At 48.5% G+C, this 20207-nt stretch carries 11 protein-coding genes, 3 rRNA genes and 1 pseudogene; 6 read left to right on the forward strand and 9 right to left on the reverse strand.

Going from position 1 to position 20207, the window contains the following annotated elements:
* Positions 1–254: 254 nt before the first annotated feature.
* Positions 255–1253 carry a hypothetical protein gene (locus ACIDITHRIX25_RS77625; RefSeq protein WP_052607181.1) on the forward strand — a complete coding sequence of 333 codons (999 nt, stop codon included), beginning with the start codon at positions 255–257 and terminating at the stop codon, positions 1251–1253.
* Between the two features lie 470 nt (positions 1254–1723).
* Here the strand turns inward: ACIDITHRIX25_RS77625 and ACIDITHRIX25_RS77630 are convergent, their stop codons facing one another.
* From ACIDITHRIX25_RS77630 to ACIDITHRIX25_RS77645, 4 genes are all read right to left on the reverse strand, one after another.
* Entirely contained in the window at positions 1724–2707 is a 984-nt protein-coding gene (locus tag ACIDITHRIX25_RS77630; protein ID WP_201733151.1) for a hypothetical protein, read from the reverse strand.
* A 145-nt stretch (positions 2708–2852) separates the two neighbouring features.
* Positions 2853–2969: ribosomal RNA gene (rrf, locus tag ACIDITHRIX25_RS77635) — 5S ribosomal RNA — on the reverse strand.
* A gap of 56 nt (positions 2970–3025) precedes the next feature.
* Positions 3026–6030, reverse strand: a 23S ribosomal RNA gene (locus ACIDITHRIX25_RS77640).
* A gap of 238 nt (positions 6031–6268) precedes the next feature.
* Positions 6269–7786: ribosomal RNA gene (locus tag ACIDITHRIX25_RS77645) — 16S ribosomal RNA — on the reverse strand.
* The 16S, 23S and 5S rRNA genes sit together here, the layout of an rRNA operon.
* A 1022-nt stretch (positions 7787–8808) precedes the next feature.
* Between ACIDITHRIX25_RS77645 and ACIDITHRIX25_RS77650 the strand changes: the two genes are divergently transcribed.
* The 5 genes from ACIDITHRIX25_RS77650 (at position 8809) to ACIDITHRIX25_RS77670 (ending at position 15335) form a co-directional block, all read left to right on the forward strand.
* Complete coding sequence (locus ACIDITHRIX25_RS77650; RefSeq protein ID WP_283770440.1) at positions 8809–10158, forward strand: APC family permease; 1350 nt, start codon at positions 8809–8811, stop codon at positions 10156–10158.
* Between the two features lie 494 nt (positions 10159–10652).
* Complete coding sequence (locus ACIDITHRIX25_RS77655; protein WP_201733152.1) at positions 10653–13016, forward strand: transglycosylase domain-containing protein; 2364 nt, start codon at positions 10653–10655, stop codon at positions 13014–13016.
* 728 nt (positions 13017–13744) lie between these two features.
* The gene (locus ACIDITHRIX25_RS77660) at positions 13745–14410 is read left to right on the forward strand and encodes a class II aldolase/adducin family protein (protein ID WP_201733153.1); all 666 of its coding nucleotides are present in this window, start codon (positions 13745–13747) and stop codon (positions 14408–14410) included.
* Positions 14411–14453: 43 nt separating this feature from the next.
* The gene (locus tag ACIDITHRIX25_RS77665) at positions 14454–14834 is read left to right on the forward strand and encodes a carboxymuconolactone decarboxylase family protein (protein WP_201733154.1); all 381 of its coding nucleotides are present in this window, start codon (positions 14454–14456) and stop codon (positions 14832–14834) included.
* Between the two features lie 45 nt (positions 14835–14879).
* The gene (locus ACIDITHRIX25_RS77670; RefSeq protein ID WP_052606246.1) at positions 14880–15335 is read left to right on the forward strand and encodes a MarR family winged helix-turn-helix transcriptional regulator; all 456 of its coding nucleotides are present in this window, start codon (positions 14880–14882) and stop codon (positions 15333–15335) included.
* A 69-nt stretch (positions 15336–15404) separates the two neighbouring features.
* Here the strand turns inward: ACIDITHRIX25_RS77670 and ACIDITHRIX25_RS77675 are convergent, their stop codons facing one another.
* From ACIDITHRIX25_RS77675 to ACIDITHRIX25_RS77695, 5 genes and pseudogenes are all read right to left on the reverse strand, one after another.
* The gene (locus ACIDITHRIX25_RS77675) at positions 15405–16013 is read right to left on the reverse strand and encodes a DNA-3-methyladenine glycosylase (RefSeq protein WP_201733155.1); all 609 of its coding nucleotides are present in this window, start codon (positions 16011–16013) and stop codon (positions 15405–15407) included.
* 400 nt (positions 16014–16413) lie between these two features.
* On the reverse strand, positions 16414–17820 hold the full coding sequence (argH, locus tag ACIDITHRIX25_RS77680) for an argininosuccinate lyase (protein WP_201733156.1): 1407 nt from the start codon (positions 17818–17820) through the stop codon (positions 16414–16416).
* 118 nt (positions 17821–17938) lie between these two features.
* Positions 17939–19127, reverse strand: a pseudogene (locus ACIDITHRIX25_RS77685) (argininosuccinate synthase).
* 495 nt (positions 19128–19622) lie between these two features.
* Positions 19623–20081 carry an arginine repressor gene (gene argR / locus ACIDITHRIX25_RS77690; RefSeq protein WP_052606250.1) on the reverse strand — a complete coding sequence of 153 codons (459 nt, stop codon included), beginning with the start codon at positions 20079–20081 and terminating at the stop codon, positions 19623–19625.
* Entirely contained in the window at positions 20082–20207 is a 126-nt protein-coding gene (locus tag ACIDITHRIX25_RS77695; RefSeq protein WP_283770428.1) for a hypothetical protein, read from the reverse strand.

Raw genomic sequence — 20207 nt, forward strand, 5'->3', positions numbered from 1 at the left:
CTCCCCATAAGTATTGAAATAAAACCAACCAAACATAATTCAAGCGTCATCTAAGCCCAATACCTAAGCCCAATACCTCAGCTGTAAACCTAATAATTATAAACAACTCTCATGATGCAACCCGTCGATAGATCACTCGATAAAAAAACCAAAATCGAATTGATACACCACTATGATAAACTTTGCACTGATTTCAAAGATAACGAGACAAAGCTGATTTTTACTTTGTAAGAGATGGTCCAAAAGGAGATAAATTGCTTTTAGCAGCTGCTTCAAATCCACTGGCCGCTCAACTTATAGCGTGGCTAATACTCTTATCCATTTACATGTCGCCATCAATAGTCGGTCACTTTCGCCACTACAAAAAGATGCCAAAACTCATAATTGCTAATATCGTCTTAGGAATGACCCTTATCGCGCTGCCAATTCTTTTGGTATACGTAATAGTTAAAACTAGAGTTACCTCTACACAAACTTCATTTGGTCAAATCGCCCAACCAACTGGAGATTCAACCGCTCTAGGATCACCAGCTAAATCTAAAGCAGGCAGACAACCCAAGACAAGCCAAACCTCATTTAGTCAAATTGCCCACCGTATCAGTGATATCCGTGACCAAAAGATCTTCGCACGCGCTCTAAATCGATACAACGCAGAGCTCAACATCTGGCAGGAAGAGCGCCAAGACCTACTAGATACGATCGAGATGGCTAAGACTGGAAAAGGAATACGACCCGATGATCTGAACCTCCTCCCTGGGGAAACAGTCTTCTTGGTAATAACTAGCGTCAGCCTCATAGAGATAAAAAAAGGACCAAGTACATACGTAGGAAAATCGAGCGGAATCTCAGTACCAGTTGCCAAGATCGGGGGTCGAACCATACGGTATCGCGTCGGGAAGACGAAGGGTCACGTGGTCTCGGGCACTCCTTACCCAGAAGCCACAGATAAGGGAGACTTTTATATTACTTCACAACGCCTCATCTATATAGGGGCCCAAAAAACCGCCACTACTGAACTCTCAAAGATGATTGCAGCAACTATAGAGGCAGGAACCATCACAATCTCATCTACAAGCAGAGTCAAACCAACGACAATCGCTTACGGAGCGCATCTAGACAACAGAGTGCGACAAAGTATCATCATTGCACAGGGTTGGCACCACAACGATCCAACAAGTGCAGTCGAAGAACTCAACCAAGAGCTACTAACACTAGAGAAGCGAAAGCCACAGATACCACCGACCCCCAAGTAGAAAACGCCATCATAACCATGGCAACCAACCAAAATGTACCAAAAATAAAGGCGCCTAAGCCCTACCCCATCACAACCAGGGAATGCTGCCTTGGCTCCTAGGTGGGAGTCCTAATCACCTAATAGGAATTTCCAACTCAAAATCCATGATTCATCCCACGAGAACATCTTGGCCATAACGGACCCATCCTTCATCGACAACAATTAAGTCCCATCAACAAGGAGCCTCAAATCCAACGATCTTCAATCCTTCGACCGCTAAATAACAAATAAAGCGAGCACTGGGAATCAAACCTTACGACCAGCTAATTTTTCTGAGTAAAAGTCGCCACTGACCCTAGCGCTACCGTCTGGTCGAATCAACAAATCACGAATCCCCTGTTGTGGAAGTCACACCTAGATTTCAAGAGTCGAACTACCAGAATTGCGATAATCACCATAAAAAAACTATCACAAAGGCTGACGGTACCACTACGCCAACGCATCAAGGAGGCCAACCGCAACCTCTGGGTTAGCAACAGCGCATTTAGGACAAGACGGGCCCTGCCCCGGAACATTCAGCCAATAACCTAAGACAAAGGAGTGTGTAGCCGCCACATCACGCACCAACTGGGAACTTGACACAACTTGACCATTTGGCCCCGTCGAAAGACCGGCATAGATCGAAATGGTCGGATTCACACTCCGGGCCAGCTCAGCGGCCTGTTTTACGAACCTTGAATAGACCGCAACGGAGGTCTCCATGGATTGGCTCTGAATCACTATTCCGAAGGCCACCTTAGAGATAGATTGAATCAATCCAGAGGCCAAAAAGGCACTTGCACGATTCTCGCCCGGCGACGAAAGTGCCATGAGATCCAAACCCGGAGCGACAATAACAGAAAGATTCGACGGCTGAGCCAATCGCACAAGACTCTCAGTCGCTAACGAAACATTCTCTTGCTCAGAAATCGGAGTAAAGCTCCAATGCTCAGGATCATAAAGAACAGAACCAAAGCCGGCATTCTTCGAAGAACTCAGCTGCGAAGCGTTAACCCCAAGAACAGACCGAAGATCGAAAGTAAATGTAGATCCCCAATTAGCAAGTGGTCGGGGCAGAACATTACCATTCAGCAATATATTGGTATTCGAATTATCAAAGGCTCGCCGCGCCAAAGCATTACTACCGTTCTTGTCCAAGAGGCCAATTACATTCGCCGCTATGATCCAATGCAGCCCACCAAGCAAACCACTAACCCCATGAGAAAAAGAAGGCGAAGTCGAAGTAGTACCTCCACCACCTTGACCAGGGAGCGACCCAGAAATTGAAAGCGCGGTAGAAGACGACGCACTACCAGGCCTAGGCGCTGTTGAAACCTTCGCTAAGGTCGTAGCAGTATTACCGCAGGCACCAGCCAACACAGCTAATCCGACTAACCAACTTTGATAGAAGAACCGACGCGATCGCGCTCTCAAACGTCACCCCAAAATATAGATATACAAATCACCATCAAGGATATACCGAGTGGAAGTGAAAACTAAAAGCACCACCACTGCCAAAACGAATTAAACCATAATGAGCGAAGCTACCAATGTAGCTTCGCTCATTTATCAAATATATATCCGGCGGCGTCCTACTCTCCCAGGGAGTTGCCCCCCAAGTACCATCGGCGCTGGCAGTCTTTACTTCCGTGTTCGGAATGGGAACGGGTGTTTCCCCGCCGCTATGGCCACCGGAATATCTTGGTTGCTCGAATCATCGAGCTACCTATAGCGAGCACGAGCTTTATATTTAGCTCCAAGCCCTCGGCCGATTAGTACCGGTCAGCTGAATGTGTTGCCACACTTACACTTCCGGCCTATCAACGTGGTAGTCTGCCACGGGCCTTACCAGGTTAACCCTGTGGGAGACCTCATCTTGGAAAGAGCTTCGCGCTTATATGCTTTCAGCGCTTATCCCTTCCGTAGGTTGCTAACCAGCCATGCCCCTGGCGGGACAACTGGCACACAAGAGCTACGTCCGTCCCGGTCCTCTCGTACTAGGGACAGCCTTCCTCAGGTCTCCTGCGGCTGCATCGGATAGGGACCGAACTGTCTCACGACGTTCTAAACCCAGCTCGCGTACCGCTTTAATGGGCGAACAGCCCAACCCTTGGGACCTACTACAGCCCCAGGATGCGACGAGCCGACATCGAGGTGCCAAACCTTCCCGTCGATATGGACTCTTGGGGAAGATGAGCCTGTTATCCCCGGGGTACCTTTTATCCGTTGAGCGACGGCGCTTCCACACGCTACCGCCGGATCACTATGCCCTGCTTTCGCATCTGCTCGACTTGTAAGTCTCGCAGTCAAGCTCCCTTTTGCCATTGCACTCAACGACTGATTGCCAACCAGTCTGAGGGAACCTTTGGGCGCCTCCGTTACACTTTAGGAGGCGACCGCCCCAGTCAAACTGCCTACCTGACGCTGTTCCCGATCCGGATAACGGATCTAGGTTAGAACCTCAATACAAACAGGGTGGTATTTCAAGGATGCCTCCACAAAAGCTAGCGCTTTCGCTTCATAGGCTCCCACCTATCCTACACAATCTGTACCAAAGATCAACATCAAGCTACAGTAAAGGTCCACGGGGTCTTTCCGTCCTTATGCAGCTAACGAGCATCTTTACTCGTAGTTCAATTTCGCCGGGTCTGTGGTTGAGACAGTAGGGAAGTCGTTACGCCATTCGTGCAGGTCGGAACTTACCCGACAAGGAATTTCGCTACCTTAGGACCGTTATAGTTACGGCCGCCGTTTACCGGGGCTTAGGTTCAGAGCTTCGCTTTTTAGGGCTAACCCTTCCCCGTAACCTTCCGGCACCGGGCAGGCGTCACAGCGTATACGTCGTCTTTTGACTTTGCACGCTGCTGTGTTTTTAGTAAACAGTCGCTTCCCCCGATTCTCTGCGGCCCACTTGAGCTACGGAGAGTAAATCTCCTCACCTAATGGGCCCTCCTTCTCCCGAAGTTACGGAGGTATTTTGCCGAGTTCCTTAACCACAGTTCTCCCGATCGCCTTAGTATTTTCTACCTACCCACCTGTGTCGGTTTGGGGTACGGGCACCACAGATACTCACTAGAAGCTTTTCTTGGCAGCTTGGAATCAATGACTTCGCCTGAATCGGCTCGGAATCACGCCTTGGAGTTTTATAGGGACCGGATTTGCCTGGGCCCTCTCCTACACGCTTTCCCCGGGATAACCAACACCCGGGATCACCTATCCTCCTGCGTCCCTCCATCGCTGAATAACGCATCTGTCGTGGTACTGGAATATAAACCAGTTGTGCATCGGCTACGCCTCTCGGCCTCGTCTTAGCTCCCGACTCACCCTGGGCGGATTAGCCTTGCCCAGGAACCCTTGGGTTTTCGGCGGAGGAGTTTCTCACTCCTCTCTCGCTACTTATGCCAGCATTCTCACTCGAATCAGCTCCACAGAATGGTTTCCACCTCTGCTTCACAGCTTGATTCGACGCTCCCCTACCACTCCCTATAAATAGGAAGTCCGTAGCTTCGGCTCTTGGCTTGAGCCCCGTTAAATTGTCCGCGCGGGATCACTCGACCAGTGAGCTATTACGCACTCTTTGAAGGGTGGCTGCTTCTAAGCCAACCTCCTGGTTGTTTTCGCGATCCCACATCGTTTACCACTTAGCCAAGAATTAGGGGCCTTAGCTGACGGTCTGGGTTGTTTCCCTTTCGACCAACGAAGCTCATCCCTCGTGGTCTCACTGCCAGACTGTTGAAGCGTTGGCATTCGGAGTTTGGTTGAGGTCAGTAGGCGGTGAAGCCCCATCGCCCATCCAGTGCTCTACCTCCAACGCTGATCATCTGACGCTGCACCTAAATGCATTTCGGGGAGAACCAGCTATCACCGAGTTTGATTGGCCTTTCACCCCTATCCACAGGTCATCCCCCATATTTTCAACTATGGTGGGTTCGGCCCTTCACGGGGTCTTACTCCCGCTTCAGCCTGCCCATGGATAGATCACTCGGCTTCGGGTCTACAGCGTGCGACTAAATTGCCCCATTCAGACTCGCTTTCGCTCCGGCTACCCATCACTGGTTAACCTCGCCACACACCGTAACTCGCTGGCTCATTCTTCAAAAGGCACGCCATCGCTAGTTGCCTAGCTTTGACTGATTGTAAACCAACGGTTTCAGGATCTATTTCACTCCCCTCCCGGGGTGCTTTTCACCTTTCCCTCACGGTACTAGTTCACTATCGGTCGCCTGATATGTACTTAGCCTTACGAGGTGGTCCTCGCAGATTCACGCCGGCTTTCCCGGATCCGGCGCTACTTGGGAGACTAAACAAAAGAGGTCGAATACCTTTAACATACGGGGCTATTACCCTCTGTGGCTAAGATTTCCATAACGATTCTGCTAGGTATCGACTTTGTAACTCTTTCTTAGCTTCTGACATAGCTAAACGTCATAGTTCCCACGACCCCACAACTGGCAACGCTGTCAGGCTATCACACCAGTTGGGTTTAGGCTTGGTCCCTTTTCGCTCGCCGCTACTAAGGGAGTCACATGTTGTTTTTTCTTCCTCGGGGTACTTAGATGTTTCAATTCCCCCGGTTCCCTCTACTGACCCTATATATTCAGGCCAGAGTGCCATGACTACTCATGGCGGGTTTCCCCATTCGGATATCCACGGATCAAAGCTAGATAGGCAGCTACCCGTGGCTTTTCGCAGCCATCCACGTCCTTCATCGGCATCAGGCGCCAAGGCATCCACCGTTGGCTCTTTATAACTTGGAGAATAAAGTTGCTCGTGCTCGCTATAGGTTTCTCAATGAGCGAATTGGTCGCTCCTTGGTAACGAAATAGGATGGTCCACATAATTTGACTCATATGGCATGCATTTTCATATACAGTCAGTTCTTCGACATATCTAAGGAACCCATGACCGTTGTACTTGGCGTAATTGCCGTTTTCGAACGTTTTATCTACTATTGCTAGTTGATATGTCATGGACCTAGCTATGACAGCTCCTTAGAAAGGAGGTGATCCAGCCGCACCTTCCGGTACGGCTACCTTGTTACGACTTCACCCCAATCACCGACCCCACCTTCGACGGCTCCCTCCATTACTGGTTGGGCCACCGGCTTCGGGTGTTGCCGACTTTCGTGGTGTGACGGGCGGTGTGTACAAGGCCCGGGAACGTATTCACCCCGACAATGCTGATTCGGGATTACTAGCGACTCCGGCTTCACGCAGTCGAGTTGCAGACTGCGATCCGAACTGAGACCGGCTTTGTGGGATTAGCTCCCCCTCGCGGGATTGCGACCCTCTGTACCGGCCATTGTAGCATGTGTGCAGCCCTGGACATAAGGGGCATGATGACTTGACGTCATCCCCACCTTCCTCCGAGTTGACCCCGGCAGTCTCTCATGAGTCCCCGACATTACTCGCTGGTAACATAAGACAAGGGTTGCGCTCGTTGCGGGACTTAACTCAACATCTCACGACACGAGCTGACGACAGCCATGCACCACCTGTGAAGGGCCCTAATGGACACCGTATCTCTACGGCTTTTCCCAACATGTCAAGCCCAGGTGAGGTTCTTCGCGTTGCATCGAATTAAGCCACATGCTCCGCCGCTTGTGCGGGCCCCCGTCAATTCCTTTGAGTTTTAGCCTTGCGGCCGTACTCCCCAGGCGGGGCACTTAATGCGTTAGCTACGGCACGGAACCCGTCGAAGTAGGTCCCACACCTAGTGCCCAACGTTTAGGGCGTGGACTACCAGGGTATCTAATCCTGTTTGCTCCCCACGCTTTCGCTCCTCAGCGTCAGTGTCGGCCCAGATTGCTGCCTTCGCCATTGGTGTTCCTCCCGATATCTGCGCATTTCACCGCTACACCGGGAATTCCACAATCCCCTACCGAACTCAAGCCATAGCAGTATCGAATGGCGGCCCCAGGTTAAGCCTGGGGGTTTCACATCCGACTTGCCAAGCCGCCTACGAGCTCTTTACGCCCAATAAATCCGGACAACGCTTGCTCCCTACGTATTACCGCGGCTGCTGGCACGTAGTTGGCCGGAGCTTCTTCTGCAGGTACCGTCATTTTCGTTCCTGCTGAAAGGAGTTTACGACCCTAAGGCCTTCATCCTCCACGCGGCGTTGCTGCGTCAGGCTTTCGCCCATTGCGCAATATTCCCCACTGCTGCCTCCCGTAGGAGTCTGGGCCGTGTCTCAGTCCCAGTGTGGCTGATCGTCCTCTCAGACCAGCTACCCGTCGATGCCTTGGTGAGCCGTTACCTCACCAACAAGCTGATAGGCCGCGAGCCCCTCCCAAAGCGAAAAACTTTCCTCACTCTATCTTGTGATAGTGTGAGCATATTTGGTATTAGCATCGGTTTCCCGGTGTTATTCCAAACTTTGGGGCAGGTTGCTCACGTGTTACGCACCCGTTCGCCACTATCTATAAGGGCAAGCCCTTATAAACCGTTCGACTTGCATGTGTTAAGCACGCCGCCAGCGTTCGTCCTGAGCCAGGATCAAACTCTCCATCGAAATTGATGAAAAAGCTTAATTCAAGCTAATTACTGTTTTTTTGAGTTTCTCAAAATTTTTGAATTGATTAGGTCTGTACTTGTTTAGAAGTTGTTGATCGAATTCATAAGAACAGGTGTCTTCGTTTCTCTAAGAGGTGATATGTGTCTTTGGCTTTGGCTAGTAAGTACCTAAGTTATTTGATACTTATCAGTTAGTTGTCATTGACTCACCTAGTGAGTCGTTACGACTCTGTAGATATGAAAGTCGTTCAACAGACCAAAACTGGCTGTAATTCGAATGCACGCTATATGAATCTCATTTAGCTATGCTTCTCATCCTATTTCGTTGTCAAGGAGCGGCCCTTATATAGCTAGGTGTTAGCTTTTAGAAGTTAGCTTGTCCTTTTGATAGATAAATCATATCTAAGGCCTTAGCTAACTACTAGCTTTCACTTTCGCTACAAAAGTGTTTCCGTTGGATCATCTCTTATGCCTTAGTTCAAGGAGCCCAAGAGCTCTTTTCCCTTGTGGAATAAGAAATGATCTCAGAATTCCTTCGCATTTGTGTTTCACGAATGTTTCGTGGCTTTCAAAGCGGACTTATAAATCTATAAGGGTTGATGGTGAGTTGCTGCAATTTTGTTTGGATTTTTTGAAAAATGTTTGTGGGGGGTGAGGGGGGGGTCAGCAAGGCCTGACGGAGACTTTGGCTTGGGATGGTCTGCAACCCACAGCCCGAGCACCAACTCAAAGCTAATGTCCCCCTCTTAGGCCATCTACTAGTTCTCCTTCACATCCTCTAGCGGTAATCGGTCTACAGCGCTTTACTTGCACCGCGGACGCAGCACGAAGACCTAAAGTCTGAGATCCTGATTTGGAAAGATCACGCCAATCACCTTGATGGGACTAGATTTTTATAGACAAAAGCGCTGATGCCAAGGAATCGATTACAAAATTTTACATTCACGAAGAACCCCAATTGATAGAGGCTGGACAGCCATTGAACGATGGATCAATAGCGAACCCACAGAGATAGGACTGCTGCAATCCGGCGCGCTTTCAATTTCGAGCACTGTACCATTCGTTGGAGTTATCGTAACATTGTCCCTACTGGTAGCAGCTGCGGGCATATCTACCCTTTATTACATCCTCGCCGGAGCTCTAATTAGTGCCCTGCAGGCAAACAGCATCTCGGAGTTCGCGCGAGTAGCGCCCAGTTCCGGATCGCTAATAGCTTGGGCTCAAATGACCTTCGGGGAAGTGGTATCAACACCGCTCGCCTATCTTCTAACGACCTCTTATTTTGCCATTATCTCGGGGCTGATCGTTGCAAGTGGATGGTGGCTCCAAGAAACATTAATATCATTCAGCGCACCTTCGATACCTTGGCAGGTCTATTCGATTTTCATCGCGCTGATCGTCTTGACTTTCATCGTCGGAAAGGCAAGAAGCCTCCTAAACATCAACCTTGGACTTGTTGTAATCCAGATAGTTGGCCTAGCGGCCCTTGCTGCAATCATAATTGCGCGATATTACAAAAACTGGAACAGCTCCTATGTCGCACTACCAATCCATGGCCAACTAGGGACATCTTGGACGAGTGCAGTCCCAATCGCCTTTTTCATCTTCCTGGGTTGGGAAAATATCTCGGCACTTGCTCCACAATTTAAAGGTGGGTCTAAGTCAGTAGCAACCAAAATATACTTAGCAATTGGTGCAACCGCACTAATTGCAATAGTCATCTCTTTTACTACCACACTTGGTCTAGCATCTGATCTTTCCAAAATCATAGCAAGCCCCACTCCACTGGTTGAAGCAGCAAAATCAACAGCGCCATACCTGGTAAAAGTTACCTATTTTCTGGGACTGCTGTCGCTAATAAGCGCACTGTTTTCGCTTGTAACAAGCCAAGCTAACATTATCAATTACTGTGGATTACAAAGCTATTTTACCAAAAGAATCACCTCTAAAAACTCTCAACCCATTCCACACAAATCTGGCGTCATCCTAATAGTTGGTGCAACTGTGATAGGGGTTATTCTGGGATCTGGTCGTGATCCATTGCTGTACTTCTCCGAAGCTGCAACGCTATCTGCCCTGCTTACCATCATTGCTTATCTCACGATCAATCTCGCCGTACCAATCTATTTTCGAATTTATAGGCCCGAGGTCTACTCTAAAGTCAAACATCTTGTAATCCCAATAATCGCCTCAATCACCTTGGTCTATCCGATCTATCTACTGGTCTCACCGAACCAATCTGCACCATTTGGCTATTTTGGGGACATTCTAGGGCTCTTGCTTATCGTCGGCCTTGGAGTTGGCCTCTATAGACGAACTCACCTACAAAACCTTAAAAATACAAAGCTGCAAGAGTCAAGATTGCGATGACTAAATGGCAATACAATTGTCTCTAGTTCATTTAGAGCCTTCCATTTCAAACTATCTCTTATCAACTAGATCTTCATCAAATTAAAGATCAAAAATCTATATATAACCCACATTCACCATTTTTTTGCATCTCACAGCAGCTATATCGTCTCAATCAAATGTGCTTCAACAGGCTCGATGACCCATGCGAAACAGCGCAGCACTAGCGATGGCCAAACACTCTCGTGATCATCCCATCTCATTCTCACCTAGCCAACGCGCTGATGCTTAGGGCAGATCCATGATCCCATAGATTGGTTAGGCGTAGCCATTGCCACATGAAGGCCGCATGAAGTTGGGATTCTCCTATAAAATACCAAAAGAGGTGTAGGAGAGCTTTTCTTAGAAAGACTGCCTGTGTTTTCTGTGCAACTTTCCAAAGCAGCTAAACCACACCCCCATTTAATACGATTAAATAAATAGACAAAAAGAGCCGCCAACTCAAAGCAAAGAAGATGGTCCATAATCTAAAGCCAAAAACCAGAAGGCGAGAGATGATCTCGCTCTTTTTATCGCTCGCGTCAATAGGGCTACTTCTTAGTGCCTGTACTCTTCCAAAAGTCGTTTCGACCAACCCAGATACCTTCGCTCAGATCTCTTCTATTTACGCTTCGAATGGCACACTCATAACCCAAGTACCCACCAACATCGTACGTATCCCAATTCCACTCAGTCAGATGGGAAGCGAAATTCCAAAAGCCGTCGTCGCAATAGAGGACAGGCGCTACTGGAAGCGGGGTCCCATAGACATAAAATCGACAATTCGTGCAGCGCTTGCTGATCTTTCGGCTGGAGCGGTAGTACAGGGTGGTTCTACCATCGAAGAACAACTAGTGAAACTAGAACTTGGAACTCCTAAGCGAACCCTGGCCGAAAAGACACACGAGATACTACTGTCCCTCGGCTCTCTAGCCGGAACCACCAAAAGCATAGTTTTGGACAAATATCTAAACGATGTCTACCTAGGTGAAGGGACATTTGGAATCCAAGCCGCCTCACTTAGATATTTCTCCCTTAACGCAAATCAGTTAAATCTAGTGCAGGCAGCATTATTGGCCGGATTGATCAATGCCCCATCTGCCTATGATCCAATTCTTCATCCAGCACTTGCCCTATATAGGCGCAACCAAGTCCTGAACGCTCTATATGTGAATAAGCAGATCACCAAACAACAGCTAAGTTCTTCGCTATCGGCTCCAATTCAATTGAATCCTTCGAATACCGTAGTAAATCCAAAACTAGGGTATTTCTCAGAGACCGTTCTAAACGAAGCCGCAACCCTACCTGCGCTTGGATCGACCCCTACCCAGCGCCTAAATCTTATCGAGCACGGGGGACTGAAGATTGTAACTACAGAGGTCCAATCCCAACAAAAACAAGCACAAAAAGCTGTCTTAGATGGCATTCCGAACTCTGCCAACATGCCAAGCGGAGCACTGGTCTCGATCAATCCGGCCAATGGCGCCATTGAGGCATTGGTGGGCGGCCCAGGGTACAATTCGGGTAAGGCCTATTCTCAATTCAACATGGCAACCCAAGCACAACGTCCATCGGGATCGACCTTCAAGGTGATAGCACTAGCAGAGGCACTTACACAAGGCTTTACCGCTAAAAGTGTCTTTTATGCACCAAAAGTCCTTTACGTTGCACCTGCAAATCATCAGTCAGCTTGGGTTGTCCATAATTACGAGGGGGAACCCACTGGCTATATGACCCTTCTTACAGCCACTGCCCTTTCGGTGAATACCGTATATGCACAATTGATCACCAAAATTGGCCCAGCTAATGTAGTCTCTATGGCTCATGCTATGGGAATCAAGAGCCCACTGCTACCCTATAACTCGATCGTACTAGGTGCCCAGCCTGTCACACCGCTTGACATGGCTAGTGTAAATGCAACCTTGGCGGATTACGGAACCTACAACGCTCCCTATAGCATCTCGGCGATCTACGACTCCTCTGGAAAATTAATCTACTCCCATGCGCTTCACCCCAAGCAAGTGCTCTCGCCAACCATAGCGGCAACAGAGATCCAGATACTAACGCACGTAATGACAGAAGGAACAGGCGTCAACGCCTCCCTCTATCGCCCGGCTGCTGGAAAGACTGGAACAGGAGAAAACTGGGCAGACGCTTGGTTTGCAGGTTTTGTACCACAATTAGCTACCGTTGTATGGGTTGGATATCCAAGCGGCGAGGTACCAATGATTCCGCCAACTACGCCGATTTACGTAACTGGAGGAAGCTGGCCAGCAAGGATCTTTGCGCAGTATATGACCTCAGCACTTGCGGCATCTCCAATTGAGCAATTTAGGACTCCCACATCATTTGCAGTCGCGCCACCGGTGCCAACCACGACTTCCCCGCCAAAGGTATCGACAACGGTTACCACACCATCCACAGCCCTTACCAATGTCATCGGGATGCCAGTCAGTCTGGCTGAGTCAACGTTGTCAGGGCAAGGCTTTAAAGTTTCACTATCTTTTGCCCCATCTAGCGAATACCCGCCTGGATATGCAATTTCACAGAGTCCATCCCCTGGGGTTGCATTAGTTAAGGATGCGACAATCGATCTAACGGTAGCAAAGGGGACCTTGACCTATCCCTCGATAGTGGTGGTGCCCAACCTACTAGGCCTAACCGCTAGTCAAGCAAATGAAACCATATCAAGTGTCTCCCTGTCGGGAAGCTGCACCACCAACCAACAGACAGGTACTTCAGGCGCCAACCAAACTCCCCAAGCAGTTTGGGAGCAGTCGCCGATACCAGGCACCCAAGTGCCCTTAGGCTCCACCATTACCTGCTATAACAATCCCTAAAATCAATACAAACAAGTCAATACAGCCAGGTCAACACAACTGGGGACTCCCTCGGCAAAGCCACCATCACAGAGGTCAAAGCCACCAATAGAGGTGCCGGAGTCACCCGCTAAATTCTCAAACGATCATACCATAGCTACTATTTTCCAATTCTTATGATCTATACGAGATGGGCATCGAGATAAAAGCAGCGCCGCCACCGGATTGACAAAAAGCTAGAGCATCGAAACTATCTTCGGCCCCTAGATCATCTTCGCAGACGCTGAAGCGATCAAGGATCGATACTGTATTGCTGGTAGCTAAAACATATACCACCCTATTTTAGACTTCAGGGAGATCTATTCTTGCGAGGTGCATAGCTCAAAAGATACAGACAAGGTAACTATCGACTCTCAAGTTAAAGAACCGCATCACTTACGCTCGACCAAATTAGATAAAGGCCCATATTGGAGCCCGCGCCCATCCACAGGGCTGCGCCAAGCAATAAGACAAAGCCCATTTTGAAATCGCACCCATTTGGATCATCTCATCGGTAAGAGGCCGACAGTTAAAGCTCTGGACTTTTAGATTCCAAATCGGATCCTAAAAAAATAACGACGAATCCTAAAAAACAAGACTCTCAGTCCAAGCAAAAGGGCATCTCAAAAAAGTTTTACATCTTTCGGAATAGTGTAGTAACTACTACAGTTAGAGGTATTAGGAAAAATACGCGATGAAACGGAATGCCAATGTCTAACACACTATCAAATACACAGATCAAAGATGAGATTGTAAAAGCTACAGAGCACCTATTTAGAAGTGGAGTGATGTCTCACAGCGGTCACGCAAATATCTCTGCGAGAAGCGAAGATAACGAAATGCTTCTAAGCATCGAGGGACAGGTCCGCAATCTCACCGCTAGCGGAATCGCTCGCGTAACCTTAGAGGGAGTGGATGTCGACCATCTATTGGACCCAACAAATACCGAGATCGTAAGGATGCACTCTGAAATCTATAAGCTCCGACCCAACGTTGGTGCGATCATTCATACCCACTCCCCATCCCTACTTGCATTCGCACTTGCGGCAAAGGAACTACCAATCAGATACGAAGCCCTTTTGCGATTTGGCCAAGCATCGAACGTACCAGTTGCGCCATGGGCTCCTCGTGGTTCAGATGAGTCAATCACATCGATTATAAATTGTGTCATCGAAAACGAACAAACCAATGCGGTACTTTTGGCTAACCATGGAGTTTTAGTGTTTTCAACCACGCCATGGGCAACGGCAGCTTTACTTGTCGCCCTTGAAGAGGCAGCTCAAGGCGAACTAGCCGCGATTGCATTAGGTGGAGCAATACCGTTTCCTCAAGGTGCACTCAAAAAAGTACTTGAATCGATAGCCCGCGTCCACTAACTCCATCCAAAATCACTCCCGGAGACTAACAAGAAGAAAAACAATGGAAGAAGAAAAACTAAAAGAGATTCAAGATCGCTATATCGATCTTACGGGAGCACTCCCAAGTTCAATCGAACTTCGAATCGCACTTTGTAAAGCAACCAACCGAATCAATACCGTCCTAGCGATCGAAGACCTTCGTCAAGTGGTTATCAACGAAAATCCACTCGGCCACAAAATTAGCCAATTGGTTCAGTTTGGTCAGCTCGTCGTGCTAGGAGAGCGAGATCCCGCCAAAATTCACGCGCGTGCCGCAATCAAGGCCGGAGCCTCGACGACAGAACTTCTTGGAGTGGTTGAATTAGCTTTAATAACCTCCGGCATGCCCGCCTATAGCCTAGGCGTAGAGATCATCTCGGAGGAAACCCAACCAAGGCAATAGAATATCCTACAAAAGAGGGATACGACCTCTCGGAGGTTAAATACATTGGTAGAGGCAGAGCCGAAAACTAAAATTGAATCTGGCATCGGCTTTCGTATTAGTCGACTAGCTCGCAATATGCGCTCGCAATGGGCTCAAAACTTATCCGAACTCGATATTTCACCTCCCCAAGCAGCGATTCTACGAACCGTTGTCGAGGAAGATGAAGTCGGGATCGGAATCAGGGAAATTGCAAGACGTCTTGGCGCAGATCCAATGAATGTGAAACGCACGACCGACACCCTTGAGGATCGCGGGCTAATATCAGCCGCCACTGCTTCAAAGGGCCAGAGAAAGCGGATCTTGCTCACACAATCGGGAATTGCACTAGCACGTCAAGTTGAAGAAAAGGTGCAAGCTCAAGAGGAGGAGTTCAGAAGAGTCCTGACTCTAGAGCAAAGGAAAATTCTGATCGATTCAATAATCGCACTGGAAGAACACTTCGGAATAAGCAACGAATAGAAGTATCCAATTACAAACTCAGTGTTCGATCCCACCTTAGAAATCAGCGCGGGATCGAACACCTTTTGGTTAGCGCCCCTTAGAGAGGTAGGTCGAATCACTATCCACGAAACGCCACTCTAATTCTGTCCCTTTAGTGATGCCAATTCGGGGTGTGGCTTTAATAACTTTCGACGCAGCTTCTAAGACCGCAAATAACGATATTCCTTGGTCATTTCGGCAAATATTGATTCCGTCATCACTGAGTTTGACGTTCAGGTAGCGTCCGAGGCGCCCAGGTCCAACACTGGACAAAGGCTCGCGCTCTTTGGAGGGGCCAATGACGCGAACTTTAGATCCTGCCTTGTCATATTCCAAGGGCTCACCAGCACGGACCAAGATTCCAGAGGGCGACCCAGCCGTCTCAGCGACGATATTTAGACAATGATGAATGCCGTAACTGAGATAGACGTAGATGTGACCTGGCGGTCCAAACATAGTTTTATTGCGAGGTGAAATACCGCCAAAGCCATGCGAAGCAGGGTCATCTTTACCGCGATATGCCTCAACCTCGCTCACGCGAATAGCCCGACCTCGATAGAGTATCACCATCCCAATCAGGCTTTTAGCGACTTCCAATGTGTCTCTTTGAAAAAACTCTTCGTCGCAAATTTGCCTCAACGAATAGATCTCATTCATGACTATCGTGGGTCTCCATCTGCCAGCTAGAAACAAAGAAAGCCAATAAAGGCACATCAATCTCGATTTTATAGTCAATCAGAGATACTTGATTTGAACGATCTACAACCCAATCAAATCGCTGGATCTTATCTCACCGCAAAGGCCAGCCCCTGCGACAAAAATCATCGAGATCCTTATCCAAGATATCTAGCAAAGAAAGGCACAAGGGCGCCTCGACAAAGCAAATTACAAACCATTTAGATCAATCATCTGAGTTTGCTGATGTGACAAGAATTAAAATAAAGACTACCAATGTCAAGGCCTAAAAAAATCTAGGCCCTCACTTGTTAGCATTCACCATTATTTGCCGTGCCACAGGCGATCCCATCATTGGGCAAATCACATCTGGTCCCTGACGCTATAACTCGCGCATGTTTAGATGCGACAATTCATCCAAGCGCTTCGCATCGATAGTCAAACGCTCGGAAAAGATGGACCGCTGAAGTGCAACAGCCTCGGTACCAGATCCTCCTCGAGTGATCCTTCGCTTAACGCTTTCACCTGGCAGAAGCAGTACCGCAGCTTCATCACCAAGAGAAGGATGCGCCGAAACCAACTCCTCCAAAGGAACGTGGCGCTCAAGGGAATCCCGCACCAATCCGCCAACTATTGAGTGAGCCTTGCGAAATGGAATACCCTTTTTTACCAGAAACTCTGCTAAATCAATAGCACATAGATAAGGTGAATCGGCAGCCTTTTTCATCCGAGCAAAGTCAAACAAAGCGGTCGATAGCATCCCATTTACCGCCAACAGAGCTCGCCCAACTTGGATCAAAGAGTCAAAGAGAGGCTCTTTATCTTCTTGAAGATCACGATTATACGAGAGTGGCAGCCCCTTGAGAGTTGCGAGAAAACCACTTAGATGACCAATCAGTCGGCCAGCTTTACCTCGTGCCAACTCAGCAATGTCTGGGTTCTTCTTCTGGGGCAACATGGAGGAGCCTGTCGAATAAGAGTCATCTAGTCGCACAAATCCAAACTCTTCAGTTGACCAAAGTACTATCTCTTCACCAATCCTGGAAAGGTGTACGCCAATCAGAGAGAGGTCGAACAGTGCTTCGGCGACGAAATCTCTATCTGATACTGCATCTAGGGAGTTTTCAAACGGTCCTGCGAAGTTCAAGACCGCCGCGGTGTAGGAGGGGTCGATTGGCAAAGTAGAGCCACCAAGGGCTCCGGCACCCAACGGGCTCACATCCATTCGTCCCAGTGTGGCAATAATGCGATCGAAGTCTCTCGATAGTGCCCACCCATGGGCCAAAAGGTGGTGCCCAAAGAGAACTGGTTGCGCCTTTTGTAGATGGGTATAACCCGGAAGATAGGCATCCTTTGCGTCATCAGCTAGTTCCGCCAAGACGATTTGGAGATCTAAGATGCGCTCGGCAACTATCGTCAACTCTCGACGAGTAAAAAGGCGAAGATCGGTAGCCACTTGATCATTGCGAGAACGCCCAGTGTGCAACTTGGCACCAACGTCACCGGCAATCTCTGTAATTCGCCTCTCGATTGCGGTATGGATATCTTCATCCCGGTCTGAAAATGAAAATGAACCGCCGGCGAACTCAGACTCTATTAGGACCAATGCATCATATAGAGTTGCGGCCTCTGTGGCAGTTAGAATTCCAACCTTCTCTAGTCCTGCTAGATGCGCCTTTGAACCCACTATGTCATCTAGCGCAAGGGTGCGATCAAACGACAACGATTCGGTATAATCCCAAAGCAGCGCCGACGGTTCGGAGCTAAATCTCCCGTGCCATAAGGTCATACGTCTTCCACTTCTCCTTGCATGTCACAGCTCATTTGAGATATTCCATGACTAAAACCTTTGGTCCCCAATGGCGCACCATCGGGGCACAATCCAACAAACGATTGCGGACTCAAACCTAATCGTGATTTACTTGCTTTCTAGACCAAGTTTCGACACCTAAGCCCCAAATCCTTACAAATCCTTCCGCATCACTATGTCTAAATGCATCTTCTTTTTCATAAGTAGCTAATTCGTAGTCGTAAAGCGAATACTCCGAGCGACGTCCACTGACAAAGACTCGATTCGGTTCGAGTCCTAGTCTTACCTCACCGCTTACATATTGCTGTGTATATTCCATGAAGTTGCTTAGACCTTCGCGCAATGGGGAGTACCAGAGTCCGTCGTAGAGAAGCTCAGAAAAGCGATGTGACAATTTAGCCTTTTCATGGCTAGGTCTCTCTCAAGAGTTATGTCCTCTAGAGCATCATGTGCCATTATCAATCCAAGGGCCGCCGGGGCCTCATAGACCTCTCGACTTTTAATTCCCACGCGGCGGTTTTCGACCATATCGATCCGTCCAAAGCCATAGGAGCCAAAGGTGACATTCAACTCATCGATGATATCCACCAAATCCATTGGCTTATGATCGATCGCAGTTGGCTTTCCCTTGTCGAAGGTGATGACAACTTCGCTTGGCTCACTCTTTGTACGAACGGTCATCTCATAGACATCACTTGGAGGTGGGGCCCATGGGTCCTCCATCTCTCCACATTCGATCGCTCGCCCCAAAGGTTTTGATCGATCGAATAGGGCTTATCCTTCGTAGCAACGATGGGTATCGAATTCGCCTCTGCATAATCGATCGAATCAGCACGTGAAAATCCCCAGACTCGAACGGGAGCCACGATCTCTAGCTTTGGATTTAGTGCGCGTATTCCAACTTCGAATCTGACCTGATCGTTTCCTTTGCCAGTACAACCATGGGCTACCGCTACCGCATCGTACTTCTTTGCTGTTTCCACGAGATGGTGCGCAATCACAGGTCGCGACAACGAAGAGACGAGTGGGTATTTATTCTCATACATTCCATTTGCAAATAGAGTAGGCAGAACAAAATCATTTGCAAATTGACTTCGAGCATCTATAACCTCGACGGCGATTGCACCAGCAGCAATTGCTCGATGGCGGATAACTTCAAAGTCACCGCCTTGGCCGACGTCCACCGCCATAGCTACTACTTCATAGTCGTGTTCCTTGGCTAACCATTTAACTGCGACAGAGGTATCGAGACCTCCAGAATAGGCAAGAACAATACGCTTTTTCATATCTAGTTACCATCTCCTTATATTTACTTATCAACTATCACCGATGTGAAAGTTAGATTACTGACTAAAAAACAATTGAACAAATGAAAGCTAGAGAGATCACCTTTTGGTTCTCGAGGTCACTCCGTTGCCTCAGGCGATCATACAACTTATTTGGGGCTGGCCCAATTGACAAATCTGACATCTCCTAGCTAAAGCCTACCTAGCTCATGCCAACCCCATAAAAAAGACCACTAACCAAAGGCCTAGAAAAGCCACCTTTTTGATAGCCCTTCCTAGCTGCAACCTTCCTAGCTGAAATCAAGGAGCTGAAATAAACAAGCAAGTACAACCGGTAAGAGCTTTTATCGCCGATTTTCATCTTTGTGTGCTCCTATTCGAGTCACGGTCAACCCATCTATATGTAGCATGATCGGACCGTTTAGTGCGATCGGACCATATAGCGTGATCGCACTCGCAAAATCTACGAGCAAATATCTGGTCAAATCATCTCTCTCAGAGGCCAGCCAGTCCGCTAAGGCGTCGATGAAGCTCACTGGCGCCACCCTCGGCAGTAACCAGCAAAATAGTATCATCACCAGCAACCGTTCCCAGTAGCCCCTCCACTGTCGTTCGATCCAATGCAGATGCGACAACGTGCGCAGAACCCGGGGGCGTCTTGATGAGGACCAAGTTACCCGAGACAATCATATCCACAACCCACTCTGAAAGGACCCTGCGAAGATGGTCAGTGTCTAAGCCATTGTCACGCAACCCCGACGGAATCGCATAGACAAGTTCTCCGCCAGGAACCTTCACTTTGATCGCCCCGAGCTCTTCCAGATCTCGCGAGACCGTCGCTTGAGTGGCATCTAAACCAGAGCGAGCCAAGATTGCAACCAATTGCGCTTGCGATGAGACGTACTCATTTTCTAGGATCTTTGCAATCTGATATTGTCGTCTATTCTTAGTCACCTAAAACTCCATCTCAAAAAAGCACTCACTGCGATCGCGATAGGTCTCTTCGAAATGGTAAGTCGCTGCAAAAAAGCCATCGACGACAAAAACCCAGTTACCATTACCGTGGTCGTTCAATTTCAC

The sequence above is a fragment of the Acidithrix sp. C25 genome (assembly GCF_904848545.2).